The 22,128-nt window shown below is 68.8% G+C and carries 21 protein-coding genes; 8 read left to right on the top strand and 13 right to left on the bottom strand.

Annotation, left to right across the window (positions count from 1 at the left end; genetic code table 11):
- Positions 1-261: 261 nt before the first annotated feature.
- The 3 genes from AB0L89_RS32840 to AB0L89_RS32830 form a co-directional block, all read right to left on the bottom strand.
- A complete protein-coding gene (locus AB0L89_RS32840) occupies positions 262-462 on the bottom strand; it encodes a peptidase inhibitor family I36 protein (RefSeq protein ID WP_365149213.1) in 201 nt (66 codons plus the stop codon).
- 9 nt (positions 463-471) lie between these two features.
- The gene (locus AB0L89_RS32835) at positions 472-807 is read right to left on the bottom strand and encodes an SH3 domain-containing protein (RefSeq protein ID WP_365149210.1); all 336 of its coding nucleotides are present in this window, start codon (positions 805-807) and stop codon (positions 472-474) included.
- Between the two features lie 117 nt (positions 808-924).
- A complete protein-coding gene (locus AB0L89_RS32830) occupies positions 925-1,944 on the bottom strand; it encodes a winged helix-turn-helix domain-containing protein (protein ID WP_365149207.1) in 1,020 nt (339 codons plus the stop codon).
- A 238-nt stretch (positions 1,945-2,182) separates the two neighbouring features.
- On the opposite strand from AB0L89_RS32830, the gene AB0L89_RS32825 reads away from it, so the two are divergent.
- Both AB0L89_RS32825 and AB0L89_RS32820 read left to right on the top strand, forming a co-directional pair.
- A complete protein-coding gene (locus AB0L89_RS32825) occupies positions 2,183-2,470 on the top strand; it encodes a hypothetical protein (protein WP_365149205.1) in 288 nt (95 codons plus the stop codon).
- Complete coding sequence (locus tag AB0L89_RS32820; protein ID WP_365149202.1) at positions 2,467-2,865, top strand: PIN domain-containing protein; 399 nt, start codon at positions 2,467-2,469, stop codon at positions 2,863-2,865. Before AB0L89_RS32825 ends, AB0L89_RS32820 begins: the two co-directional genes overlap by 4 nt.
- A gap of 471 nt (positions 2,866-3,336) precedes the next feature.
- Here the strand turns inward: AB0L89_RS32820 and AB0L89_RS32815 are convergent, their stop codons facing one another.
- Together AB0L89_RS32815 and AB0L89_RS32810 are read right to left on the bottom strand one after the other, a co-directional pair.
- Positions 3,337-3,780 (bottom strand): PIN domain-containing protein, encoded by a 444-nt coding sequence (locus tag AB0L89_RS32815; RefSeq protein WP_365149199.1) that lies wholly within the window; start codon positions 3,778-3,780, stop codon positions 3,337-3,339.
- Positions 3,777-4,037 (bottom strand): CopG family transcriptional regulator, encoded by a 261-nt coding sequence (locus AB0L89_RS32810; RefSeq protein WP_365149196.1) that lies wholly within the window; start codon positions 4,035-4,037, stop codon positions 3,777-3,779. The genes AB0L89_RS32815 and AB0L89_RS32810 overlap by 4 nt, the downstream gene beginning before the upstream one ends.
- 35 nt (positions 4,038-4,072) lie before the next feature.
- On the opposite strand from AB0L89_RS32810, the gene AB0L89_RS32805 reads away from it, so the two are divergent.
- Both AB0L89_RS32805 and AB0L89_RS32800 read left to right on the top strand, forming a co-directional pair.
- Complete coding sequence (locus tag AB0L89_RS32805; protein WP_365149193.1) at positions 4,073-4,303, top strand: hypothetical protein; 231 nt, start codon at positions 4,073-4,075, stop codon at positions 4,301-4,303.
- A gap of 3 nt (positions 4,304-4,306) precedes the next feature.
- The gene (locus AB0L89_RS32800) at positions 4,307-4,540 is read left to right on the top strand and encodes a hypothetical protein (protein WP_365149190.1); all 234 of its coding nucleotides are present in this window, start codon (positions 4,307-4,309) and stop codon (positions 4,538-4,540) included.
- A gap of 85 nt (positions 4,541-4,625) precedes the next feature.
- Here AB0L89_RS32800 and AB0L89_RS32795 read toward each other — a convergent pair whose 3' ends face one another.
- The 4 genes from AB0L89_RS32795 to AB0L89_RS32780 all read right to left on the bottom strand — a co-directional run bounded on the left by AB0L89_RS32795 (position 4,626) and on the right by AB0L89_RS32780 (position 15,061).
- The gene (locus AB0L89_RS32795; protein ID WP_365149187.1) at positions 4,626-7,952 is read right to left on the bottom strand and encodes a type ISP restriction/modification enzyme; all 3,327 of its coding nucleotides are present in this window, start codon (positions 7,950-7,952) and stop codon (positions 4,626-4,628) included.
- Positions 7,953-9,183: 1,231 nt separating this feature from the next.
- Positions 9,184-10,557: a class I SAM-dependent RNA methyltransferase gene (locus AB0L89_RS32790; RefSeq protein WP_365149184.1), complete on the bottom strand. Its 1,374-nt coding sequence runs from the start codon at positions 10,555-10,557 to the stop codon at positions 9,184-9,186.
- A gap of 91 nt (positions 10,558-10,648) precedes the next feature.
- The gene (locus tag AB0L89_RS32785; protein WP_365149181.1) at positions 10,649-12,703 is read right to left on the bottom strand and encodes an APC family permease; all 2,055 of its coding nucleotides are present in this window, start codon (positions 12,701-12,703) and stop codon (positions 10,649-10,651) included.
- Positions 12,704-12,763: 60 nt separating this feature from the next.
- Positions 12,764-15,061 (bottom strand): MMPL family transporter, encoded by a 2,298-nt coding sequence (locus AB0L89_RS32780; protein WP_365149178.1) that lies wholly within the window; start codon positions 15,059-15,061, stop codon positions 12,764-12,766.
- A gap of 185 nt (positions 15,062-15,246) precedes the next feature.
- On the opposite strand from AB0L89_RS32780, the gene AB0L89_RS32775 reads away from it, so the two are divergent.
- The 4 genes from AB0L89_RS32775 (at position 15,247) to AB0L89_RS32760 (ending at position 17,310) form a co-directional block, all read left to right on the top strand.
- Positions 15,247-15,579, top strand: a complete 333-nt coding sequence (locus AB0L89_RS32775; RefSeq protein WP_365149175.1) for a winged helix-turn-helix domain-containing protein — start codon at positions 15,247-15,249, stop codon at positions 15,577-15,579.
- Positions 15,580-15,587: 8 nt separating this feature from the next.
- Complete coding sequence (locus tag AB0L89_RS32770) at positions 15,588-15,818, top strand: hypothetical protein (protein ID WP_362340215.1); 231 nt, start codon at positions 15,588-15,590, stop codon at positions 15,816-15,818.
- A 146-nt stretch (positions 15,819-15,964) separates the two neighbouring features.
- Positions 15,965-16,633, top strand: a complete 669-nt coding sequence (locus tag AB0L89_RS32765) for a TrkA family potassium uptake protein (protein ID WP_055701217.1) — start codon at positions 15,965-15,967, stop codon at positions 16,631-16,633.
- On the top strand, positions 16,633-17,310 hold the full coding sequence (locus AB0L89_RS32760) for a TrkA family potassium uptake protein (protein ID WP_365149170.1): 678 nt from the start codon (positions 16,633-16,635) through the stop codon (positions 17,308-17,310). The genes AB0L89_RS32765 and AB0L89_RS32760 overlap by 1 nt, the downstream gene beginning before the upstream one ends.
- A gap of 159 nt (positions 17,311-17,469) precedes the next feature.
- On the opposite strand, the gene AB0L89_RS32755 is transcribed toward AB0L89_RS32760, so the two are convergent.
- The 4 genes from AB0L89_RS32755 to AB0L89_RS32740 form a co-directional block, all read right to left on the bottom strand.
- Entirely contained in the window at positions 17,470-18,210 is a 741-nt protein-coding gene (locus AB0L89_RS32755) for a DUF3159 domain-containing protein (protein WP_365149167.1), read from the bottom strand.
- A 3-nt stretch (positions 18,211-18,213) separates the two neighbouring features.
- Positions 18,214-18,612 (bottom strand): OB-fold nucleic acid binding domain-containing protein, encoded by a 399-nt coding sequence (locus AB0L89_RS32750; RefSeq protein ID WP_079036824.1) that lies wholly within the window; start codon positions 18,610-18,612, stop codon positions 18,214-18,216.
- A gap of 106 nt (positions 18,613-18,718) precedes the next feature.
- On the bottom strand, positions 18,719-19,402 hold the full coding sequence (locus tag AB0L89_RS32745; RefSeq protein ID WP_365149164.1) for a response regulator: 684 nt from the start codon (positions 19,400-19,402) through the stop codon (positions 18,719-18,721).
- 59 nt (positions 19,403-19,461) lie between these two features.
- Complete coding sequence (locus AB0L89_RS32740; protein ID WP_365149161.1) at positions 19,462-22,008, bottom strand: sensor histidine kinase KdpD; 2,547 nt, start codon at positions 22,006-22,008, stop codon at positions 19,462-19,464.
- Positions 22,009-22,128 lie beyond the last annotated feature (120 nt).

Raw genomic sequence — 22,128 nt, 5'->3', positions numbered from 1 at the left:
CTAGGTTCATCGCCCTCTGTGTCTTGGTGTGGGTGGGGTTGGGTTGGGGGGGGGAGTCCCGTCCGGCGGAGCCGTCGGACGGGACTCCGCCCGCATCCCCACGTGACGTGGGCCCTCACCCACCAGAAGACCCACGTCAGTTCAGCATTCGCCCCGCCAGACCAGACTCGTGAGGATCGCCTCCGCGCCGAAGACGTTCTGGTAGTTCCCCGGGCCGGGGTTGTAGTGGAGGCACTTGCTGTTCGTGTTCCCGCGGAACGTTCAGGTGACCCGGATGTGGTCGGCGCCCGGGTAGGGGACGCCGTTGTTGAACACGACGCCGTTCCGGTCGCGGAACGCGTGGGAGCCGTGCCAGTTGCCCCGTGACTTGAAGGCCGTCGGCCCGGCGGTGCTCTCTCCGTTCCACACGCAGACGTATCCCTTGGGACAGTTTTCCCCTTTCCTTGTTGCTCGGTGTGCCACGCGGCGATGTCAGCAGACGGCGGAGGCGGGGAGGTTGGCGTACTTGTCCCCCTTGAAGTAGACGGCGCTGCTGAAGCCGTCGGCGAACCCGATCCAGATGTCGTTGGTGTAGCCGTTGTCCGTGATGGTCTCGCCGTGTGTCCAGCAGTACGCCTGGTAGGACCGGCCTGCCGTGAGGGTGGCCAGGTAGGCGCTGTCCTTCTTGGGCAACGAGCGGACGTTGACGCCTGTGTACGGCACCACGGTGTAGCTCTGTTCGGCGGGTGCGGCCGTGGCGACGGCTCCCGGGGCGAGCACGACGAACGCGGCAGCGATTGCGGCGGCTACGGCAGGCTTGCGGTACATGATGGTTCCTCCCCCACGGACGGCACGCACGCATCCCCCGCTCGCACGTGCCGTCACTCCGGATGGTGCGACGGGGACGACTATCCCCGCGGCGGGCCGGAGGCGGCGATCCCTTCGTCAGGGACCGAAACCACGGGTGGTGGAGGCCAGCAGCGCGGCGCCCAGATGCGTGGTCGTGTGCAGAACCGCCTTGCCGTCACGGCGAGTGGTGATCAGGGCGGCCCTGCGCAGCACGGTCGCGTGCTGGCTGGCCGTCGCGGGTGAGATGCCGAGGCGGCCGGCCAGCTCGGTCGTGCTGCAGCCGTCGACCGCGGCCGCGAGGACGGCGGCCCTGGTCCGCCCCATCAGGTCGCCGAGCGAGCGCTCGGCGGGTTCCTCGCCAAGCCAGTGCGCCGAGACGTCCGTCCCCTCGTCGACCGTGGGCAGGGCCAGGACGGGCGGCTGCTCCGGGTCCACGAGATTCTGCAGCACCTCCGCCCGCTGCGACGAGAACACGGTCGGCACAATGACGAGCCCGCGCCCCCGGAGGTGGATGTCCGCGTCGCGGGGATGACGCACTTCGAGTACGGGAGGCCGCCAGCGCACCAGCGGGTCGCACAGTGTCTCCAGCAGCCGCTCGACTCCGCCCTCGGCCATCGTGCGCACGTAGCCCGCCCGGGCCGACGCGAGGTGCGACCGCATCTGTTGCCAGTACGGGGCGATGGCCGCCCGGTGGCAGGCCCGCAGCGCCCCGGCCAACTCGAGCCGGGCCTCACGGTCGCCGTCGGCCAGGCTCCCGGCCCACGCACGATGGGCGGGACGGACGTCGAGGTACTCCACTTCGAGGCGGACCAGCTCACGTGGAGCCGCCAGCAGATTGTCGACCACCTCGTCGATGCAGGTGGCGTCCCCCGCGAGGCTCGCCACATCGATCTGGGGCCCGCGCGCGGGCATCAACGCGAGCAGGGGGCCCGCCTGTTCGCGCAGGCGTCCGCCCAACTCCCTGCCCACCGAGGTGCGCCAGCGACGGAAGGTCGGGGTGCCGTCACGCTCCCGCAGCCGTTTGACGCCGTCCAGGGTCTCGGCGGCCACACCGAGGGTGGTGGTCACCCTGGTCCGCGCGAGATCCTCCGCCGTGAAATGAATGCGCTTGGTCACCCATCACCCCGTTCCCCACCGTTCCCGGTCCCGCGGCCCAGTCTCCCATTCCTCACACGGCAAGCACGAGGGATACCGGCCGCTGCGCCGGAGACCGAAGTCAACTTCTAGGCGGCCGAGTTGACCGATGAGCACGTCGACGAGGCCACGGGCGAGCGCAATGGGCGATCCCTTGACGCACACCCCGACCCGACCCGCCCGGGTAGCCTTATGGCATTAGAAATGCCACACTCAAGTCATGGCTGACGACGACACCGCCTTTCCCCCAGGCGACGGCCCCAGCAGCGGCATCTCCGTCACCCTCACGGCCGGCACCTTGCAAGCCATCCGCGAGCGAGTCGGCAAGCGGGGTGTGTCCGCGTATCTGGAACAGGCCGCACAACGCCAGATCGAGCGAGACAACCTGGACGAGCTGATTGCCGACTTCGACGAGGTCCACGGACCCGCCGATCCGGAAGCCGTGGCCGCCAAGCGGGCCAAGCTCACCGGGAGTTCGCCCTCATCCGGTACCGGGGCCGCCGCGTGAGCGGCGCCCTCGTTCTGGACAGCGAGGGTCTGGCCAAGGCCGTTCAACGCGACCGCGAGGTCCACGAGTGGCTCACCGCCGCCCGCGACGCCGACCTGCCCGTCATCACCTCTGCCGCCGTGCTCGTCGAAGTGATCCACCCGAAGATCAACGACGCCGCACTGAAATGGACGCTGTCCCGGCTGCGAGTCGAGCCGGTCACCCAGGCCATCGCCCAGTCCGCCGCCACCCTGCTGCGCACGGCCGGACTGCACGGCCACAAGTACGCCGTCGACGCCATGCTCTGCGCCACAGCCCTCGCTCACCCTGGCCACGTCACGATCCTGACCTCGGACGTCGAGGACATCGCCATGCTCACCGCCGACCACGCCCGGATCGCGGCCGAGAAGGTCTAGCACCGTCAGCGCAGGCGTCAGCGCCGAACCCGGCCGGTGTCTGCGAACGACACAAGGCGCTGCCCCGCCCCATAGGCGCCGCAAGGCACCCAGCCCGCCGAAGCCCGGCGGCGACGACCTCAAGCCCTTCCTCGGCCACGGGAGCCCTTACGGCGCCCGCGCCTACTGAGTCCCAAAGTGGACCGCAACCGCAGGGGTTTTCACCAAGAGACAGGGGTGCCACCCGTACCGCCCACGGCGCACATCACGCACACCAGGCGAAACCGCAGCTCAGCGCCCCTTCTCAGCAGGCTCCAGAATCGCCACGCACTCCACATGATGCGTCATCGGAAAGATGTCGGCCTGAACGGGTCCCGGAAAACCCCAGGTCAAAGCCGGTCTCTCGGCCCGCCGTTCGTCACGCAGGCGCCCAGAGCGTCAAACCGGCGTCACGACCGGCGAAGACGAAGCCCCCGACAGGCGTTACCGGCTTCATAGAGGAAGATCATCGGGAAGCACCCGGAACGCCTTGTAGCGACCCAGCGGGCGCACCGCGCGGAAGTCACGGCGGTCGAGAGTGAGCACAGCGTCAGTGTCGTAGTCGGCGGCGAGGGCCACGTTCACGGCGTCCGCCAGATCCAGGTCGAGGTCGCGGTAGCGGGCACGCACGGACTGGGCAACCCCCAAATGGTCCTCCGTGATCTCGGGGACGGCGACTCGACCGCGCCGCATCCAGTTCCGGATGTCGTCGACCGCGCTGAGCGCAGCTTCGCGACCGAGCTCCCGGGTGGCCACGTGATCGATCTCCGCGAGCAGCAAAGGCGACATCACCAGGAGACCAGCGGCCATGATCGCTTCATTGGACGCCCCGTGCTCGGAGTGGGTGGAGTCAAGCGCCGCGAGGAGCCCGGACGTGTCCGCAATGACGATGATCACGCGTCGGTTCCGGTGCCGGTCTCACGGCGCACGGCGTCGTCTACGGCGTCACGTACCTCGTGCTTACTGGGGGTACGACCGGCTCCCTCGAAAGTGCGGGAGAAGAGGGGCTCGTCCCAGACACGGTTGGCCATGGCCGCGAGGTGGATGCCCTGACGGATGATCTCGGCCTCACTGATGCCGCGCCGCTTGGCCGCCTCCTTGATGATGGCGAGGTCCTCGGGATCGGCGTAGACGTTGGTTCGCTTCATGGACATGTACCGAGACTAGCGTATGTACCAATCTGACGTATGTGCGTGCAAGCGAAGGCTCGCGCCCCTTCCAGTTCGCCGTACCCGTGGTCACGCACCCGATGACCCCCAAGCCGCCCAGCGCCAGGGCGCAGCAGGCGATCCAGGAACGGGTCGGCAAGCAGGGCATGTCCACCTGTCCGGAGAAGGCCGCGAAGCGGCAGATCGAGCACGACAGCATGGACGAGCTGATCGAGACCCACCCGTTCCACCAGCGCACCACTGACCAGTAGGTCATGCGCGAATACGGCGTCCAGATCCAGTGCTGGGACGGCTTCACCGAAGGCAGGAACAACCTCTTCCCCTACCCGCTCCTGAGCACGATCGCCTCCCGGCGCGGCGTCGTAGCGATCCCCAAATCGGTCCGTGCCGGGCGCATGGGGGAGAACATCGACGTCCTTCGACCACCGCGACCCAGCCGTGGTCAGCCGCCTGACAGCGAGTACGGGCGCAAGATCCGCGGCTGGTAGCCGACCTCTCGTTCCGAACAGCCCTGGAAACGAAGCGCGTTGGACCGGTTCCAGGGCGGCGAGTATCAGAGTTGGGCGCCTTGACTCAGCTCCCGAAGAGTCCGTCATCCTCTCCTGAAGACCTGGAAAGTCTGCGCGCATACGGCGGCACAGGAAGAACCCCCAGTTCTGTCAGCTCCTGAACGGAGATAAGGGGCCCGGAGCAGACATCCTCCAGAAGCGCACGCTGCGCCGGCTCGCCTTGCACCAGCAGCCCGAGAATGTTGAGCAGAGTGAGCAACTCCGTGGTCCATTCCGGAGACCACCGCTGGGCCACCACACGGTCGAGCTCCAGCCGACGCTTCCCCGCGGGTTCGCGTCGGCGGTAACCGAACCACTTGTCCAGCACGTTCATCCCGGAGACCTGATACGCACGGGTGGTCGGCGGAACCGGGGCGATGCACCCTTCGCCAATCCACAGTCTCTGGTCCTCCGGCTCGTAGCGGAGAACCTGAGGCATCTGGTCCTTGGTGTCGGGTATTTCCACGACGCAACGCGGGCGGTGCGTCGAGAGACGTAACTTTTCACGCGAGCGCCCCTCCACGGGGTCTGCGAAGCGATCACCATAGGTGTGCAGCCAGAGCACTCGACGGCCGATGCCGACGCCGCGGCACCACAACTGGGCGTCACTGGTCAGAGGGACGCGGACGCCTGGATCTTCGAGGTCTGCGCGGAACCGCTCGGTATAGGCCGGATGAGACACCACGCCAGCGACGTACGCCAGCAAGTCCTCCGCACTGACACGTCCTCCGAGCCTCCGCGCGAGCAGTTCGAGCAGGCCAGGGGCGACGTTCGGAGTGTCACCCCGCATGTCGCGGTACAGAGGTCGGACGCACCCGCTGCGTCCGTTGAAGTAGTCCATGTCCGGGATCAGCGCACTGAAGGTGAGGGCCGGTCCGTTGACGATCTGATGTGCGTTCTGTTCTACGGTGAACACCTGACTGTCGCCCCGCACGCGCCAGAGGTCCGGACGAGCAACCACCATCAACCTGTGGTCCGGCATGATCAACTGCCGGTCGAAGGAGCGGTATCCGACCTGTACGGCCTCTGGCTGAGGCCGCTGTTCCCGCCGCAGCGGGGTCGTGTCATACCCCGTCGTTCCGGCAAGCGGCGTGACACGGCTGTCAACGGTGCGGTCTCGGGCCTCGCCAAACAGATCCTTTCGACCCGACTCGTCGGCACCCAGAAAGATGCGCCACCTGGTGCGGAGCGTCGCCTCGTCCGGTGCGTAGACCCAGACTCGGCCAGGCGTTACACCGCGCGACGACCAGGGCATCAGGTCCCCCAGCCCCGGCGCGCTCGTCCACAGATCACTGCCTTGCGGCAGAAACGGATCCGCCGGGCCGGCAATACAGTCCTGCCAGTCAGGATCGTCCAGCGTCAGATTGAGCAGCCGTTGGGTCTTCTCGCCCCGGCGGCCATGCACCTTGAGGTGGTGCACGATCGCTGCGCCCGGCTGCTCGCCAGGGCAAGCTCCCCGAAGGGCGTCACGACGACGAACGAACACCGCTATACACAACTCCTGCGCGACATCCGGGAAGAGACGTCTCGCAACTTCGGATCGCTGGCCTTCAGGAGACAGATCAATGATCCAGCCCTCGTCGGCCGACTTGCGTAGGTAGCTGCGCATACCGGCGAACGCACGGCTCTTCAACCACGCTTTGGGAGTGATGTAGGCGACCACTCCGAACGGCGCATCTTCATGTGCATCGAAGACTTTCCACGTCCCCCAACGCCAGAAGAAGACATGCAGGTTGGACATCTTCGACTCGTAGGTTCCATTGCCCGGCAAGCGAAAGGCATCGAGTGGGGACGCCTCACCGACGTCCGGATCTCCTGCCTCGATCCATTTTCCCGCTCCTCGGGAGACAGCGTCATGAGGCGGATTACCGATGACCACCATGACGCGCTCGTCGCGCTTGACGTTATTGGCCTGCCGTCGGGACTCCGCGAGCGGACGGTACGTGTGCGGGATCCAGTTGAACTCGGCCCGGGGATTGTCGAGGGTGTCCGCCACCAGAAGTCGAAGGCCCTGCTTGGGCGCAGCGGATCCGTAGTCCTTCAACAGCGCGTGCATACGAAGGTCCGCTACGGCGTACGGGCCGATCTGCCGCTCGAAACCGATGATTCGCTGTCCGACCATCTGCCTTAGCCTGGGACCGAGCGCGCCGGGCCCCTCGTCTTCCGTGATCGTGGCAGCCGCCCGTTTCAGGACGGACAACAGGAACGTGCCGGTGCCCATGGCAGGATCCACCACGACCACTTCGGGCGACGCGAACCCTGCCTCGATCCCGAAAGACCTGTTCAGGATCGCTTCGGTCAGACGGACCATGGCTTCGACGACACCGTGCGGGGTGTAGTAGGAACCGGTGCGCATCCGTAGGTCACGGTCATAGATCTGTAGGAAGTCCTCGTACAGAAGGAGGTACGAGTCGCCAGTGCCGTCATCGAGCCTGCTCCAATCGACAGCCCCGACCACCCGCAACAACGTGTCGAGAGTGGTGGACAGGCCTGTTGAGGCAGCTTCCTCGGTGAGAACGTCGAGAGCTTTGCCCATCAATGAGTGCCGCTTGCCGAGCTTGGCGGCGATCGCATGCACCGATTCGCCTTCGAAAGCGATGCCTTCGACCCGTGCAAGGAGCAGGGCGAACACCACCGTCTGCCCAAATTGTTCCACAAATTCTTCGTCACTGGTCTCGGGAAAGAGAAGCCGTCGCCATTCCTCCGCGATCTCCGTGAATAGGCGCCGACGCCTGCCTGTTTTCTCCAGAACCATTGCCTCGGCCACCTCGTCGCACAGCAGGCGGCACAGGCGTGCGACGGATCGAACCAGCTGTTTGGTAGTACGCGGCGACTCGGGCTGCCAGGTGAGAAAGTCGTTCAGCACTCGCGCCAGGGCCCCGTCGGCGGGTGCGAGACGGGACCCTGACGAGAGAACAGACCCCTTCGTCTGAGCGAGTTCCCCAATGCGTCGGCCGCTGCGATAGAGCCCGAACTCGTCGCCGTCGCAGTACAGAACGTTGGGCAGGAGCTGGAGTTTCTCCCATTGCACCGCGCTGTCCCCTGTGAAAAGCGAGGGGTCGGCTCCACGCCCCGGACGCTTCAGCTCGATGTATCCAACCGACGCACCGTCGACCGAAACGGCGTAGTCGGGCCTGGCGCGCAGCTCGACGAGCGGGACCTCACCAGTCAGCGTGAGGTCAAGTCCCAGACGTGCCCCGACCGCTCGGATCAGAGTCTCCAGCGGGCCCCGAAGCTGATCCTCCGGCCAACCATCGCCTCGCAGTTTCGGAGTGGCTTCAGCTCCGAAGGCCGAGACGGCTGACCGCACGGCTTGTTCGTAGGACTCACGTTTACCTGGCTTCGCCGTCATGCCGTCCCCCAGTCAGCAAGAACGGCCGACGGCACTACCGCAGGGCCTCACGGCCGCGCTACGCCTTCGAATGCGCCGAGGACGCTCCCCAACGTCAGACTCTTACTGAATGTAAGAACGTGACAGCACATTGTGAAGAGCTGTGCAGGACGAACTGCCGCCTGCCCTCGACGACCTGGCAACCGGGCAGGCTGGCGCGAAGCTACAGCGGGGACTGCTGGACCGAGGGAATCGCAGCTCAGGCGTCCTGGGCTTGATGCGCTTTGATGGACATCCTTCCGGGGCAGAGCCCCTGATCTCAGATGTCCGTCAAAGCGCATCAAGCACATCCTGACTTTGATCACCAAGGCCAGAGCAAGATGAAGATCACCAAGTGGGTCAGGATTCGAGTGACGCCGAGACTCTGGGACTCTTCCGGGACTCCGGCCCCATCAGCCGGCCCGAGCGTGAAGACCGCCCCTTGTCCTCCCGGAGCGAAGCCACGGCCGGATGGAGGGAACTCAGCCGCGTGGGCACCGGGACGACCGAGACGTCGACTTGCGGCTTCTGGCTCCGTGAGTTGGGATGCGGCCCTCCACGAGGAACATCTCCGGGCCCCGGCCGCCGAGTCGGACCTTCTCGATGCGCTTGCCTGCGGTTCCAGGCCGTGCCGCTTCGCGTAGTCGACGACGCGTCGCCGATTCGCGACCTCGCCGTCATCGGGCTCGGCGAGACGGACACACCCCTCAGCAGCCAGGCGTTCGACCAGTTCCATCGCCTTCGCTCGTCACGCGTGATCGACTGGCCGTTCGCTGTAAGGCATTGGGCTGCGCCTTTGGCCTGTGGCTCCTCGCCGCCCGGCGCCTGCCGCAGACGGCTTGGTCCCTGCAGACACTGCCTGGTCGGCACGGTCGGCGAGGACCGGTTCGTCGGGATGACGACGGTCTCGAAGATAGAAGCGGCCGGCCTCGGTGACCTCCACACGCGACTCCCCGCCACGGCCTGACGATCAGAAGCAGCCCACGGTGGCGCAGGGCATAAGCAGACCGCACTCAATAGGTCTGCGCTCAGCGTCACCCACCCTCGGCGCCACACCGACGCTCGCCGTCTCGACAGGGGCTGGCCTGCCCAACGAACAACCTGACACCCCATCAGAACGAGCGTCAAATGAGCGTCACGAGCGTCATATCAGCGTCAAGATATCGCCCGTAACGCCCACACCGCACATAATGCGCACGGGCAAAACCGCAGGTCAGCGCCCCTTCTCAACAGGCTCCAGAATCGCCACACACTCCACATGATGCGTCATCGGAAACAGATCGAACGCCCGCAACGTCCGCACCCGGTACCCGCCCTCCCCGAAGTACCCCAAGTCCCGCGCCAGCGCCGCCGGATCGCATGCCACGTACGCGATGCGCCGCGCGCCCAGGCCCGCCAGGTGGCGCACCGTCGCCTTGCCCGCGCCCGCGCGGGGCGGGTCAAGGACGATCAGGTCGACCTCCGTGATGCCCGTGCGCGGGAGGACCGATTCGACCTTGCCCTGCTCGATGCGGACGCGGTCGAAGGACGCGAGGTTGTGGCGCGCGTCCTCGACCGCGCGCTTGCCGGACTCGATGCCGAGCACCGCGCCCTTCTCGCCGACCCGGTCGGCCAGCGCGCCCGCGAACAGGCCGACGCCGCAGTACAGGTCGAGGGCCGTCTCGCCCTTGCGCGGGGTGAGGCCCTGCATGACCGCGAGCATCAGCGTCTCGGCCGCCTTCGGGTGGACCTGCCAGAAGCCGCCGCTGCCCACCCGGTACGTGCGGCCGTCCGCGCGCTCGCGGACGAAGGGGCGGCCGTGGACGCGGTGGACGCCGCCGTCCTTCTCGCCCACGCGCATGACCGAGACCGGCTTGTCCAGTTCGACGATGGGCAGGCGTGCGCCGGGGCGAGGGGTCAGGATCACCTGGCGGTCCTGGGAGCCGCTCGCCGCGATCGCCTCGACCGAGGCCATGCCGGACCAGTCGCGCTCCTCGATGCCCAGCTCGGAGACGCCCTCGGCCGCGATCATGCAGTGCTCGACCGGCTCGACCTCGTGCGAGCGGTGGCGGCGCAGGCCCGCGTTGCCGTCGGCGTCCACCGCGTACTGCACGCGCGTGCGCCAGGCGGGGACCTCACCGGCGGGCAGCTTGTCGCCCTCCGCCGGCATGACCGTGCCGTCCCAGCCCGCCTCTTCCGGGGTGAGTCCGGCAAGGCGCTTGAGCTGCTCGGCGATGACCTCGCCCTTGAGGCGGCGCTGGGCGCCCGGCTTGGCGTGCTGCCAGTCGCAGCCGCCGCAGCGGCCGGGCCCTGCGTAGGGGCAGGGGGCCTCGACGCGGTCCTTGGAGGCCTCAAGGACCGTCACGGCGTCGGCCCGGAGGAAGCGTGCGCCCTCCTCGCCCTCCGTCACGCGCGCGACGACCTTCTCGCCGGGCAGCGCGTGCCGTACGAAGAGCACCTGGCCCTCGTCCGTACGGGCGATGCAGTGGCCGCCGTGCGCGACGGGGCCGACCTCGACCTCGTACTCCTCGCCGACCAGGGAGACGCCCTTGGCCGCGGCGGCGTCTCCCGCGTTCCCCGCCTGCGTCTTCTTCGGTTCTGCCTGCATGGCGGGGTGACTCCACAACGTAAAAGAGGAACGGCCGGACAACAGCCCACCAGTCTACGTGGGTGTCGTCCGGCCGCCTGACCAAAAAGGATCAGCCCTTCTTGCTCGGCTCCTTCGCGCGCCTCGGCTTCTCCACCGGGCCCCGCCGCACCGCACCCGGCGCGTTCCACTCCGACCGCCTGCGGGCCCGCTTCTTCGCGGCCTCGGAGGAGTCCAGCTGGTAGGGGACGGACGTCACCATGACACCCGGCGTGAAGAGCAGGCGGCCCTTGAGGCGCAGGGCGCTCTGGTTGTGGAGCAGGTGCTCGTACCAGTGGCCCACCACGTACTCGGGGATGATCACGCTGACCACGTCGCGGGGGCTCTCGCGGCGCAGGTTCTTCACGTACTCGATGATCGGGCGCGTGATCTCGCGGTACGGCGAGTCGAGGACCTTGAGGGGGACCGTGATGCCGCGGCGCTCCCACTCCTCCTTGAGGGCCTTGGTCTCCGCCGGGTCGACGTTGATGCTGAGCGCCTCCAGGGTGTGGGAGCGCATCAGCTTGGCGTACGCGAGGGCGCGCAGCGTCGGGCGGTGGATCTTGGAGACCAGGACGATCGAGTGGACGCGCGAGGGGCGCACGCTGTCGTCGGAGGGGGTCTCGGGGGCGGCGATCTCCTCGGCCACGCGGTCGTAGTGGCGGCGGATCGCCGTCATCGTCGCGTAGAAGATGCACATGCCGAGCAGCGCGACCCAGGCGCCGTGCGTGAACTTGGTGACCAGGACGACGACCAGGACCAGGCCCGTGAAGAAGGCGCCGAAGGTGTTGATCGCGCGGGAGCGGACCATGTGACGGCGCTTGTTCTGGTCCTTCTCCGTGGCCAGGTGGCGGTTCCAGTGCCGGACCATGCCGATCTGGCTGAGCGTGAAGGAGACGAAGACGCCGACGATGTAGAGCTGGATCAGCCGGGTGGAGTCCGCGCCGTAGATGACGACCAGCAGGGCCGCCGCGCCCGCGAGCAGCACGATGCCGTTGGAGAACGCGAGGCGGTCGCCGCGGGTGTGCAGCTGGCGCGGCAGGTAGCGGTCCTGGGCGAGGATCGAGCCGAGCAGCGGGAAGCCGTTGTACGCGGTGTTGGCGGCGAGGAAGAGCACGAGGGCGGTGGCCGCGGCGAGCACGATGAACAGGAAGCTGCCGCTGCCGAAGACCGCCTCGGCGACCTGGGAGATCACCGGGTTCTGGACGTAGTCGCCGCCGACGGGCACGCCGTTGTGGACGAGGTCCTTCGCCGGGTTCTCGGCCATGCGGACGTTGGTGGCCATGGCGAGGCCGATGATGCCGCAGAACATCGTGACGGCCAGGCCGCCCATGAGCGCGAGCGTCGTCGCGGCGTTCTTGGACTTCGGCTTGCGGAAGGCCGGGACGCCGTTGCTGATCGCCTCGACGCCGGTGAGGGCGGCACAGCCGGAGGAGAACGCGCGCAGCAGCAGGAAGACGAGCGCGAAGCCCGCGAGGCCCTGGTGCTCGGGCTTGATCTGGTAGTCGGCGGTGGGCGCCTTCATCGTGTCGTCCAGGACGATGCCCCGGAAGGCACCCCACGCGATCATGATGAAGACGCCGGCCACGAAGACGTACGTCGGGATGGCGAAGAGCTTCCCTGACTCCTTGACCCCGCGCAGGTTCATCAGGGTCAGGAGCACGATCACGGCGACCGCGCAGAGCACCTTGTGCTCGACCACGAACGGGATGGCCGAACCGAGGTTCTCGATGCCCGAGGAGATCGACACGGCCACGGTCAGGACGTAGTCGACGAGCAGGGCGCTCGCGACGGTGAGTCCGGCCTTGGGGCCGAGGTTGGTGGTGGCAACCTCGTAGTCGCCACCACCGCTCGGGTACGCGTGCACGTTCTGTCGGTACGACGCCACGACGGTGAACATCAGGACGACGACCGCGACGGCGATCCACGGGCTGAAGTGGTACGCCGACACACCCGCGATGGAGAGGACGAGAAGGACCTCTCCCGGCGCGTACGCCACGGAGGAGAGCGGGTCGGATGCGAAGACGGGGAGTGCGATGCGCTTCGGCAGGAGCGTTTCTCCGAGCCGGTCACTGCGCAGTGCGCGCCCGATGAGGATCCGTTTGGGCACGTCGGTCAGTTTGGACACGCAGAGGATCGTAAGCGTTCGAATGGGTGCCCGCCCACCCACCACCCCCAAGTGCTCCGGTTATCCGCCCTGTGCGACCCTGCGCCCCTCCGAGTGCCCGGAATGCGGACGTTCCTCGTCGCTTCCCGCACCCTTTTCGCCCTCGGTGCCCCGTGTGTCCTCGGTGCTCCGCGTGTCTGCGGCGGCCCGTGCGTCCTCGGCGCGGCGGATCGCGCCGGACGGCCACCAGGTGGCGCGGCCCAGGAGGAGCAGCGCCGCGGGCAGGATCATGACGCGGATCACGAACGCGTCGAGCAGGACGGCCGCCGCAAGGACGAAGCCCATCTGCTTCATCTCCAGGATGTGCAGCATCACGAAGCTCGCGAAGACGGTGACCATGACGACCGCCGCGCTGGTGACGACCTTGGCCGAGGACGCGATGCCGTCGAGGACGGCCTGGCGCGTGGGCACGCCGTTCAGGGCGGCCTCGCGGATCCGGCTGACCACGAAGACCTGGTAGTCCATCGAGAGCCCGAAGAGGATCACGCAGAGGAAGAGCGGTACGCGCGAGGAGATCCCGCCGAGCGAGACGAAGGAGAGCAGCTCCTCGGCCCAGTCACCCTGGAAGACGAGGACGAGCAGCCCGAGCGCGGACGCGGCGGAGAGCAGGTTGAGGACGACGCCGAGCAGCCCGAGGACGAGGGAGCGGAACGCGTAGACCGTCATGGCGAACGTCATCAGGAGCAGGAAGCCGAGGACGAGCGGCAGCTTCTCGTTCTGGTGCGCGACGTAGTCGACGCCGCGGGGCACCTCGCCGGTGACGGCCGTCTCGACGCCGGGCAGCTTGCCGACGGTCGCGGGCAGGTAGTCGTCGCGGAGGTGGTCGAGCGTGGCGACGGCCTTCTCGTCGTACGTCGCGTGCCGGGCGTTGAGCTCCAGTGTGGTGGTCCTGCGGTCCGCGGAGGAGCGGAGGAGCGGTTGTCCGGCCTGCGCGAAGAGCGGGTCGGCCGCCGCCCTGCGGTGCGTCTCCCGCAGCGCCGCCCGCACCTCACCGGCCTGCGAGGCCTTCGCGCGCACCACGACCAGATGCCGGACGCGCTGCTCGGGGAAGGCGGCGAGCATCCGGTCGTACCCCCGCATCGCCGGTATCTCGCGGGAGAAGCTGTCGCGGGCGGGGTCCTTGAGCTCGATGTCCAGGGCGGGCGCGGCGAGGCCGAGCAGGGCGAGGACCGAGAGACAGAGGGTGAGGACGGGGCGCTTGCGGGCGGGTGTGAGCAGGGCGTTCCAGATCCGTCCCGGCTTGTCCTCCCCGGCGGCCGCCCGGACCCGCTCGCCCCGCGCCAGGCGCCGGGCGGTGCGGCGCTCGGTCCGCCGGCCGAGCTTGACCAGCAGCGCGGGCAGCACCGTCACCGAGCTGACCACGGCGACGGCGACGACCAGGACCGTGCCGGTGGCCAGCGAGTCGAAGATGACGTCACCGGCGAGGAAGAGCGCGGCGGTGGAGACGATCACCGCGAGCCCGGACACCACGATCGCCCGGCCCGCCGTCGCCGCGGCGGCCTCGACGAGCGCCTCGGAGGTGAGGCGGCCGCCCGAGCGGGCCCGCTCCTCGCGCTCGCGCTTGAGATAGAAGAGCGTGTAGTCGACACCGACGGCCATGCCGATGAGCAGGATCATGTTCATCCCGACGCCGGTGTCGGGCAGCAGGTGCGAGACCAGCATCGCGAGGCCCATCGTCGCCATGATCGAGGTGACGGCGAGCAGCAGCGGTACGCCGACCATGACGACCGAGCCGAAGACCACGGCGAGCGTGATCAGCGTGATCGGCAGGGTGATCGCCTCGGAGAAGGCGAGGTCCTTGCCGCGCTGGTCGTTGACGCCCTTGCTGACGGAGGCGGAGCCGGTCTCCTCGATCACGAGGTCCGGGTGGGCCTCGGCGACCTTCTCGGTCTCGGCCCGGAGCGGCACGACGTTCTTCTTGGCGTCCTGGTCGGGCCCGTCGAGCTCGATGGGTACGCGCAGGACGCGGCCGTCGGCGGAGCGCACCGGGGGCGCCACGGACACGACCTCGGGCAGGGCCTTCATCCGGGCGGTGACGTCCTTGACGGCGGCGGCCGCGGCCGTCTCGTCCAGCGGACCGGAGGCCGCGCGGATCAGCACCTGTTCCGTGGGCCGCAGCTGGACGCCGCCCTCGGTCGCCAGGGCCTCGGCCCGGCCCGCCTCGCCGACGCGGTAGTCCTCGGACGCGGCGCTGTTCATGCCCGCGGCGATCCCGCCCCCGAGGCACAGCACCACGAAGAGCAGCCAGCCGATGATCGCCCGCCAGGGATGCAGCGCGCTCCATCGGGCCACGCGCACCGTGACCGGTCGCCGTCTCATACCTGTCCTCCCCCATACGACTTCTCCGCCCGCCGCCCGCGGCGCGGTATGTGTAAGTGGAGAGTTACAGGTGACTGGCGAAACCGTCAACTGTCACTCGATGTGGTGGGAACGCGGATTGACAGTGGAGGCGGTCATGCTGAAGCCTTGACCGACAAGTTTCGGGACCAGCGCAAAGGCAGATCATGAACAGCGAGGAGCTGCTGGCTTTTCTCGCGGCGGTCGGCCACGCACAGCGCATCCGGATCATCACCGAGCTCTCGTCCGGCGAGCTGTACGTCAGCGAACTGGCCCGGCGACTCGGGGTGTCCCGCCCCCTGCTCTACATGCACCTCGAACGCATGGAGAAGGCCGGCATCGTCGCAGGCCGCCTGGAGCTCTCCGACGACGGCAAGGCGCTCAAGTACTTTCAACTGGCGCCGTTCGACGTGCGGTTGAACGTGGATACGATCATCGCGGCCGCCCGCCAGGACCAGGCGGGCGACGACGGACAGCACTCATCAAAGGGGACGCCCTAGTGGACGACGTGATCATCCCAGTCGCTTTTTTCGTGGTGCTCGCCGCCGCGATCGTCGCTGTGGCGTACTTCCAGTCGCAGCGCAACCGCGAGCGCGACCGGCAGTACGCCGAGGCCATGCACAGCTACCGCGAGGCCGTCGAGCGCGCCCGGGCGGAGCAGGAGGCGACCCGCCTGCAGCTCGTCGAGCTCGGCCACCGGCTGCAGAACGTCGAGGGTCTGCTGCGCAGCGTCGACTGATCCGTCGGACGGTCGCACGTCCGCCCGTCCGGCGCGTGCACGGGGGTGCCCTCCGTGGACCGCGCGTGTGTAGCTTGGGCTCCGGTCTGAGACGCTTTTACCGTTCAGTCTGAGCACAGAGTATTGACACAGCCGGAAGGACGGTCGTGCACATCGTCATCATGGGCTGCGGGAGAGTCGGTTCGGCTCTCGCGCAGACCCTGGAACAACAGGGGCACACGGTCGCGGTGGTCGACCAGGACCCCACGGCCTTCCGCCGCCTCGGCTCCGGGTTCGGCGGCCGCCGCGTCACCGGCATCGGCTTCGACCAGGACACCCTGCGCGAGGCCGGCATCGAGGAGGCGGGCGCCTTCGCCGCCGTCAGCAGCGGCGACAACTCGAACATCATCGCCGCGCGCGTCGCCCGCGAGATGTTCGGCATCGAGAACGTCGCGGCCCGCATCTACGACCCGCGCCGCGCCGAGGTCTACCAGCGCCTGGGCATCCCGACGGTCGCCACGGTCCGCTGGACGGCCGACCAGATGCTGCGCCGGCTGCTCCCGTCGGGGGCCGAGCCGCTGTGGCGCGACCCCACCGGCGGCGTCCAGCTCGCCGAGGTGCACGCCTCGTCCTCGTGGATCGGCCACAAGATCAGCCGCCTCCAGGAGGAGACCGGCGTCCGCGTCGCCTTCCTCACCCGGCTGGGCGAGGCGGTCCTGCCGACCTCCCAGACGGTGCTCCAGGAGGGCGACCTGGTGCACGTGATGATGCGCACCAACGAGGTCGAGAAGGTCGAAGCGGCGTTCGCCGAGGGCCCTGAGGAGGGCGGTCACTGATGAGGGTCGCCATTGCCGGAGCCGGCGCGGTGGGCCGTTCCATCGCCGGTGAGCTCCTGGAGAACGGCCACGAGGTCCTTCTCATCGACAAGGCGCCGACGGCCATCTCCGTCGAGCGCGTGCCGCAGGCGGAGTGGCTGCTCGCCGACGCCTGCGAGATCACGTCCCTGGACGAGGCGGCGCTCCAGCGCTGCAACGTGGTCATCGCGGCCACCGGCGACGACAAGGTCAACCTCGTCGTCTCCCTGCTCGCGAAGACCGAGTACGGCGTTCCGCGCGTCGTCGCCCGCGTGAACAACCCCAAGAACGAGTGGCTCTTCAACGAGTCCTGGGGCGTCGACGTCGCGGTCTCCACGCCGCGCCTGATGTCCGCGCTCGTCGAGGAGGCCGTGAGCGTCGGCGACCTGGTCCGCCTGCTGCGCTTCAGCCACGGCGACGCCAACCTCGTCGAGCTGACGCTGCCGCCCGAGTCGGCCCTCGCGGGCACGCAGGTCGGCGACGTCGAGTGGCCCGAGGACACCTCGCTGGTCACGATCATCCGCGGGACGCGCGTGCTCGCGCCGACCGCGGACGACTCCCTGGAGGCGGGTGACGAGCTCCTCTTCGTGGCGGCGCAGGCGCGGGAGGAGCAGCTGGAGGATCTGTTGTCGGTTCGGCGTTCGGATGCGGTGGGCTGAGGCCGCCCCGGCGAACCGTACGAGGAGAGGGGCGCCCGGAAGAATCCGGGCGCCCCTCTCCTCGTACTCGCCGTGGCCCTGCGTCTTCTTGCGTCCGCAGGAGCGTCGTGGCCGGGCGCGCAGTTCCCCGCGCCCCTTACGGGGCACTCCGGAGTACCGCTAGGCGTCGCCGCGTTCCTGTGCGAGGGCTCGCTTGCGTTCCTCTTCGGCCTTCTCTTCCGCTTCCATCTCCGCGAAGACGTCGATCGGCGGCGGGGCCTTCGCCAGGAAGACCCAGGTCAGATAGACGGCGAGCAGGAACGGGGGGATCTTCAGGGCGACCAGGACCCAGCCGAACTGCGTGGTGTCCGCCCACCAGTACAGCGGGAAGAGGATCGCGCACTTGGCGAGCAGGATCAGGCCCCAGGCCCAGCTGGCCTTGGCGTACGCCTTCTTGCGGCCCGGGTTGCGGGTGCGCCAGGAGAGGTTCTCCTTGAAGACCGGGCCGAGGATCAGGCCGATCAGCGGGACGCCCGCCAGGGTCGTGATGATGTACGCGAGGGCAAGGCCGAGGGTGTAGAGCATGCCCGGCAGGTAGAAGTCCTTGGCGTTGCCGGTCATCATCGCGAAGACCACACCGAAGGCGACACCGAAGACGCCGCTGAAGGCGTGCTTGACGGTGTCCTTCATGACCAGGCGGACCACCACGAGCACCAGGGACACCGCGAGGGCCGCGATGGCCGACATGTGCAGGTCCTTGTTGACCGTGAAGATGGTCACGAAGAGCAGGCCGGGAAGGACCGTCTCCACCATGCCCCGCACGCCGCCGAAGGCTTCGAAGAGCGCTGCCTCGGTCACGGCCCTGGAATCGGCGTCCTGATCCGCGTTCCTCTGGTCCGTCGGCTTGTCGAGGGACGTCACCGGCTACTCCCGTCCGAGCGGTCTGAGTTCGTACTTCGGGTTGAAGAGCACCCGGCGGCCCCGGCTCATCGAGATCCGGCCCGATGCGATCAGCTTGCGCCCCGGCTCGATTCCCACGATGGAGCGCCTGCCGAGCCACACCACGTCCAGCGCCGCGGAGCCGTCGAACAGCTCGGCCTCCAGCGCCGGTACCCCGGCGCGTGGTCGCAGGGTGACCGTGCGCAAGGTACCAGTAACGGTGACTATCTGGCGGTCGCGGCAGTCGCCGATACGGACACAGCCCGCCGTCTCGGCGTCCTCACGCAGCTCCTCCGACTCCAGATCCTCCTGGGAGGAGGACAGCCGGTCGAGCATGCGCCGGAAACGGCCCGCCGGCTTTCCGGAACCAGATACAGCACTCATACAAGAAGCGTACCGGGGGGCGCCGACACAGCGGAAAGGGGTGCGCTCATCTGTGCCTATGCCCGCTCAGGGCCGTTTCCCACCGCCGTGGACGCGCGGAATCCGGTCACTTCTCGAACCGGTATCCCATGCCGGGTTCCGTGATGAAGTGCCGCGGGTGCGCGGGGTCCGCCTCCAGCTTGCGGCGCAGCTGTGCCATGTAGACGCGGAGGTAGTTCGTCTCCGTGCCGTAGGAGGGGCCCCACACCTCCTGGAGCAGCTGCTTCTGGCTGACCAGGCGGCCGGTGTTGCGTACGAGGACCTCCAGGAGGTGCCACTCGGTGGGGGTCAGCCGGACGTCGCGGCCGTCGCGGTTGACCTTCTTGGCGGCCAGGTCGACGGAGAAGTCGCCGGTGTCGACCTGCACGTCGTCCTCGCCGGCCCCGGTGGGCTCGGCCCTGCGGACGGCGGCGCGCAGCCGGGCGAGCAGTTCGTCCATGCCGAAGGGCTTGGTCACGTAGTCGTCGGCGCCCGCGTCGAGGGCCTCGACCTTCTCGTCCGAGCTGTGCCGGGCGGAGAGGACCAGGATCGGCACGCGGGTCCAGCCGCGCAGGCCCTTGATGACCTCCACGCCGTCCATGTCGGGCAGACCGAGGTCGAGCACGATCACGTCGGGGTGGCGGGCGGCGGCGAGCTGCAGCGCGGTGGCGCCGTCGGGGGCCGCGTCCACCTCGTACTTGCGCGCCTTCAGGTTGATCACGAGGGCGCGTACGATCTGCGGCTCGTCGTCGACCACGAGCACCCGGGTCATGCTTACCTGCCTTTCCGGCTTCTGGTTCACGGTCACGGGGTGACCTGGTCGGTTGGTGGTCACGAGGTGACCTGGGCGGAGAGGTCGGCGGGGACCGGCGGCCGCCCGGACGCCGCCCGCAGGGTGAGGACCATGGTGAGGCCGCCCCCCGGAGTGTCCTCGGCGGCGAGGGTGCCGCCCATGGCCTCGACGAAGCCCCGGGCGACGGCGAGGCCGAGACCCACCCCGGCGCCCCGCGGAGCGTCACCGTAGCGCTGGAAGGGCGCGAAGATGCGGTCCTTGGCCGTATCGGGCACGCCGGGGCCGCGGTCCACGACACGCAGTTCGACGCGCGCGCCCAGGGCGCTGGCCGAGACCTTGACGGGCTCGCCCTCGGGGGCGTACTTCACGGCGTTCTCGACGATGTTGGCCACGGCCCGCTCCAGGAGCCCCTTGTCGACGGTGACCATCGGCAGCGTCTCGGGGATGTCCAGCTCCGCGCTGCCGTCGGGTACGCCGCCCAGGGCCATGGGGACCACCTCGTCGAGGTCGATCTCGCGGATCAGCGGGTTGACGGTCCCGGTCTGCAGCCGGGACATGTCCAAGAGATTGCCCACCAGGTGTTCCAGCCGGTCCGCGCCGTCCTCGATGCCCTCCAGCAGCTCCGCCTCGTCCTGCGGGGACCACTCCACGTCGTCCGAGCGCAGCGAGGACACCGCCGCCTTGATCCCCGCCAGCGGGGTACGCAGGTCATGGCTGACCGCGGCGAGCAGGGCGGTGCGGATGCGGTTGCCCTCGGCCAGCGTGCGGGCCTGATCGGCCGCGGACTGCAGCCGCTGACGGTCCAGGACCACCGCCGCCTGCGCGGCGAACGCGGCCAGCACCCGCCGGTCCTCGGCCGGCAGCACCCGCCCCGACAGCGCCAGCGCCATGTGATCGCCCACCGGCATGTCCACATCCGCGTCCTCGGGCCGCTTCAGCGCCTGCCCGTCCCCCACACGCCCCGCACAGGTCCACGGATCCGTGTCCCCCGCCCGCTCCAGCAACGCCACCGAATCCATCGCGAACGTCTCCCGCACCCGCTCAAGCAGCGCGTCCAGACTCGTCTCCCCCCGCAGCACACTGCCCGCCAGGAAGGAGAGTATTTCCGACTCGGCGCGCAGTCTGGCGGCCTGGTGGGTGCGGCGGGCCGCCAGGTCGACGACGGAGGCCACCGACACCGCGACGCCCACGAAGACGGCGATCGCGACGATGTTCTTGTTGTTGGAGATCGTCCACAGGTGCAGCGGCGGTGTGAAGTAGTAGTTGAGGAGCAGCGAGCCGAACGCCGCCGACGCCAGGGACGGGAGCAGCCCGCCGAGCAGCGCGGCCGCGATGGTCAGCGTCAGGAAGAGCAGCATGTCGTTGGCGAGGCCGAGGTCGGCGTCGACATGGGTGAGCAGGAGCGTCAGGAGCGCCGGTCCCGCGACGCCGACCAGCCAGCCCGCGAGGATCCGGGAGCGGCCCAGGCGCGCGCCCCGGGCGACGGGCAGGCCGCGCCCCTTGGCGACCTCGCCGTGGGTGACGATGTGGACGTCCAGGTCGGGCCCGGACTCGCGGGCCACGGTCGCGCCGACGCCGGGCCCGAAGACGTACTGCCAGCTCTTGCGGCGGGAGGAGCCGAGGATGATCTGGGTGGCGTTCACGCCGCGGGCGAAGTCGAGCAGGGCCGCGGGTATGTCGTCGCCGATGACGTGGTGGAAGGTGCCGCCGAGGTCCTCGACCAGGGTGCGCTGGACGGCGAGTTCCTTGGGGGACGCGGCGGTCAGGCCGTCGCTGCGGGCGACGTAGACGGCGAGGACCTCGCCGCCCGCGCCCTTCTCCGCGAGGCGGGCGGCGCGGCGGATCAGGATGCGGCCCTCGGGGCCGCCGGTCAGGCCGACGACGATGCGCTCGCGGGCCTGCCAGGTGGAGCGGATGTTGTGCTCGCCCCGGTACTGCTGGAGGTACTCGTCGACCCGGTCAGCGACCCACAGCAGCGCGAGCTCGCGCAGGGCGGTGAGGTTGCCGGGTCTGAAGTAGTTGGAGAGGGAGGCGTCGATGCGGTCGGGCTTGTAGATGTTGCCGTGGGCCATGCGGCGGCGCAGCGCCTGGGGCGACATGTCGACCAGCTCGATCTGGTCGGCGCGGCGCACCACCTCGTCCGGGACCGTCTCGCGCTGGCGCACTCCGGTGATCGACTCGACGACGTCGCCGAGGGACTCCAGGTGCTGGATGTTGACCGTCGAGACGACGTCGATGCCGGCGGCGAGGAGTTCCTCGACGTCCTGCCAGCGCTTGGCGTTGCGCGAGCCGGGGACGTTCGTGTGGGCCAGCTCGTCGACCAGGGCGACGGCGGGGGCGCGCTCCAGGACCGCGTCGACGTCCATCTCGGTGAACGCGGTGCCGCGGTACTCCAGCTCCCTGCGGGTCACCTGTTCGAGGCCGTGCAGCATCACCTCGGTGCGCGGCCGGTCGTGGTGCTCCACGAACGCGACCACGCAGTCGGTGCCGCGCTCGACGCGACGGTGTGCCTCGGAGAGCATCGCGTACGTCTTGCCGACGCCCGGTGCCGCACCGAGGTAGATCCGAAGCTTGCCGCGTGCCATGGCCCCATTGTCTTCCCGAAACTGCTGTGTACGCAGCGTCGACCTTACGGCCAACAATTCCGGCATTAGGGACGAGGGGGTGCGGGGGTGCCGTCCTTGACACAACCCTGATGCGCGCCG

This window comes from Streptomyces sp. NPDC052114 (assembly GCF_040680155.1).
Taxonomy (GTDB): domain Bacteria; phylum Actinomycetota; class Actinomycetes; order Streptomycetales; family Streptomycetaceae; genus Streptomyces.
Note: the sequence above shows the minus strand (reverse complement) of the source record. Positions and strands in the feature narration are given on the sequence as shown.

Excerpts from the sequence above, each read along its gene's own strand:
- AB0L89_RS32835 (WP_365149210.1), bottom strand. The coding sequence starts at position 807 with ATGTACCGCAAGCCTGCCGTAGCCGCCGCAATCGCTGCCGCGTTCGTC.
- AB0L89_RS32825 (WP_365149205.1), top strand. The coding sequence starts at position 2,183 with ATGGCTGACGACGACACCGCCTTTCCCCCAGGCGACGGCCCCAGCAGC.
- AB0L89_RS32810 (WP_365149196.1), bottom strand. The coding sequence starts at position 4,037 with ATGTCCATGAAGCGAACCAACGTCTACGCCGATCCCGAGGACCTCGCC.
- AB0L89_RS32800 (WP_365149190.1), top strand. The coding sequence starts at position 4,307 with ATGCGCGAATACGGCGTCCAGATCCAGTGCTGGGACGGCTTCACCGAA.
- AB0L89_RS32795 (WP_365149187.1), bottom strand. The coding sequence starts at position 7,952 with ATGACGGCGAAGCCAGGTAAACGTGAGTCCTACGAACAAGCCGTGCGG.
- AB0L89_RS32790 (WP_365149184.1), bottom strand. The coding sequence starts at position 10,557 with ATGCAGGCAGAACCGAAGAAGACGCAGGCGGGGAACGCGGGAGACGCC.
- AB0L89_RS32780 (WP_365149178.1), bottom strand. The coding sequence starts at position 15,061 with ATGAGACGGCGACCGGTCACGGTGCGCGTGGCCCGATGGAGCGCGCTG.
- AB0L89_RS32775 (WP_365149175.1), top strand. The coding sequence starts at position 15,247 with ATGAACAGCGAGGAGCTGCTGGCTTTTCTCGCGGCGGTCGGCCACGCA.
- AB0L89_RS32760 (WP_365149170.1), top strand. The coding sequence starts at position 16,633 with ATGAGGGTCGCCATTGCCGGAGCCGGCGCGGTGGGCCGTTCCATCGCC.
- AB0L89_RS32750 (WP_079036824.1), bottom strand. The coding sequence starts at position 18,612 with ATGAGTGCTGTATCTGGTTCCGGAAAGCCGGCGGGCCGTTTCCGGCGC.
- AB0L89_RS32745 (WP_365149164.1), bottom strand. The coding sequence starts at position 19,402 with ATGACCCGGGTGCTCGTGGTCGACGACGAGCCGCAGATCGTACGCGCC.
- AB0L89_RS32740 (WP_365149161.1), bottom strand. The coding sequence starts at position 22,008 with ATGGCACGCGGCAAGCTTCGGATCTACCTCGGTGCGGCACCGGGCGTC.